Annotated in this window: 3 protein-coding genes; all 3 read left to right on the forward strand. The window is 44.7% G+C overall.

The genetic code is table 11. The annotated features are described in order from the left end of the window. Positions 1-426, forward strand: a 426-nt coding sequence (locus tag B3M51_RS04510; RefSeq protein WP_292757119.1) for a hypothetical protein, incomplete at its 5' end; no start/stop codon positions are given. A 275-nt stretch (positions 427-701) separates the two neighbouring features. Further along, the gene (locus B3M51_RS04515) at positions 702-1,256 is read left to right on the forward strand and encodes a TMEM165/GDT1 family protein (RefSeq protein ID WP_104934523.1); all 555 of its coding nucleotides are present in this window, start codon (positions 702-704) and stop codon (positions 1,254-1,256) included. A 57-nt stretch (positions 1,257-1,313) separates the two neighbouring features. Beyond that, positions 1,314-1,808 carry an aminoacyl-tRNA deacylase gene (locus B3M51_RS04520; RefSeq protein ID WP_292481191.1) on the forward strand — a complete coding sequence of 165 codons (495 nt, stop codon included), beginning with the start codon at positions 1,314-1,316 and terminating at the stop codon, positions 1,806-1,808. Positions 1,809-2,095 lie beyond the last annotated feature (287 nt).

The following is a 2,095-nucleotide window of genomic DNA, read 5'->3' on the forward strand; positions in this document are numbered from 1 at the left end:
GGGATTGAAATCAGACAGGTTGAAGAAAATGAGACTATTCCCGGCAGTTTTTTTGGCGAACGTGAAGCCGGCCTGCTAGGCAATCAATTATTGTTACGTCTTGATACGCCTGTTCACTCTGCTCTTCATGAAGCTGGCCATTATATCTGTATGGATAATCAACGCCGCACAACGTTAGATACCGATGCCGCTGGTGATTATGATGAAGAAAATGGCGTATGTTATCTGCAGATCCTGCTCAGTGATTTTCTGCCCGAAATGGGTAAACAGCGAATGATGCTGGATATGGATAGCTGGGGCTACAGTTTCCGCCTCGGCAGTGCCGAAGCCTGGTTTGAACAGGATGCGGAAGATGCCCAGCAATGGTTAATCAAGCATCAGATTATTAATGAAAACAATCAGCCTACCTGGAAACTCAGAGTCTAAACCTTTCATTGCAGTGCCCGGCAGAGATGCTTATAATGCCAGCTGTCTTAGGGGAGTAGTCTACCCACCTTAAGGCCTGCTTACTTCCCATCAACGATGAGAAACGAACAAGCCTTAGTGCGTGAATCTGTCAACATACTTGTGTCCTCAAGACACATGGCAGGTTCGTGTCATTCTGACGAGTGGCATTGGCAAGACCTGAGGCAAATAACAGCTCCATAGGCGGGTAGCTGCTATTTGCCTTTGGTTTTTTATCCCGCCTGAGTAACTAAATCATGGAAGCTTTTCTAGTTTCAACTTCAACCGTCGCATTGGCGGAGATCGGCGATAAAACCCAACTTCTTTCGTTATTTCTTGCTGCCCGTTTCCGCGCCCCCATTCCCATTATTTTCGGTATTTTAGTTGCTACGCTGCTTAACCATGGTCTTTCAGCATGGCTGGGGGTGTGGATCACCGAGTTTATCTCTCCGCAAACGGGTCGATTACTGATTGGTATCAGTTTTATTGCAGTCGCATTATGGATATTAATCCCAGATAAAGAAGAAGATGCTTCTTCAAATCTCAATCGTTACGGTGCCTTTATTGCGACTATGGTGTTATTTTTTCTGGCTGAAATCGGTGACAAAACCCAAATCGCAACGGTCATTCTGGCAGCACAATATCAGCAATTCCTGCTGGTAACCCTCGGCACCACTGTTGGCATGATGTTAGCCAACGTCCCAATCGTTATTTTCGGACATCGCTTGATGCAGAAACTACCGTTGAATGCTGCACGTTATGCGGCGTCAATTGTATTTATGTTGCTGGGGATACTGACATTGTTGCTTTGACAGTTTGAGTGATTAATTCATAAAGTAGCTACTTTTAACACCATCTTTGGAGAATCCATGAGCCAGACTATCAGCTCTCCGGTCACTGAGTTATTGGCAAGCAACGCCATTCATTATGACGTGATTGAAATTCCGCTCAGTGAGGATAAAAAACCTATCCGCAATCTGGAAGAATTACTCAGTGGTCAGGGGCGAGATCCCAATTCTGTGGTGCGCAGCTTATTATTTAAGACTGGCTCGGATAAATTTGTGCTGTTAGCCGTAGCCGGCGGTGGTCGAGCAGATTGGGCAGCGCTTCGCAAACAGCTTGGTGAGAAAAAACTGCGCATGGCCGAGTTTGATGAAGTCTCAGAAGCAACTGGCTATGTCGTTGGTGCAGTGCCTCCCATTGCTTTGCCTGAAACAATTACAGTATTGGCGGATAACAGCGCATTTCAATTTGAGCAGGTGATCATAGGCAGTGGCGTTTTAGGCTATGCGCTGGCCTTAAACGCTAGTGACTTACAAAAAATTATGTCGGACGTGCCGGTCGGCGAATTCGTCAAACTATAAATTAACACTTTTCAGCTGGTGAGTTGCGTGAATACTCGCCAGCCTTTTCTTATTAAATCCAAAATAATCTACTCCTTGCTAATTAAACAGTAATTACTAAATTAGAATTTACTAATTTAGTAATTACTGATATTGTTTGTGGACGTATTTTTGTAGGGACTGTCCATGAGCACACCATCTCCGTCTTTTTCTGACTTGAACGACATGCAAACTCATGCCAAAGCAGCAGCAGATTTACTGAAGCAAATGAGTAATGAACACCGGTTAATGATTTTATGCGCTTTGGG

Origin of the sequence: Methylophaga sp. UBA2689 (assembly GCA_002354555.1) — a bacterium.
In the GTDB taxonomy this organism is placed as follows: domain Bacteria; phylum Pseudomonadota; class Gammaproteobacteria; order Nitrosococcales; family Methylophagaceae; genus Methylophaga.

Excerpts from the sequence above, each read along its gene's own strand:
- B3M51_RS04520 (WP_292481191.1), top strand. The coding sequence starts at position 1,314 with ATGAGCCAGACTATCAGCTCTCCGGTCACTGAGTTATTGGCAAGCAAC.
- B3M51_RS04515 (WP_104934523.1), top strand. The coding sequence starts at position 702 with ATGGAAGCTTTTCTAGTTTCAACTTCAACCGTCGCATTGGCGGAGATC.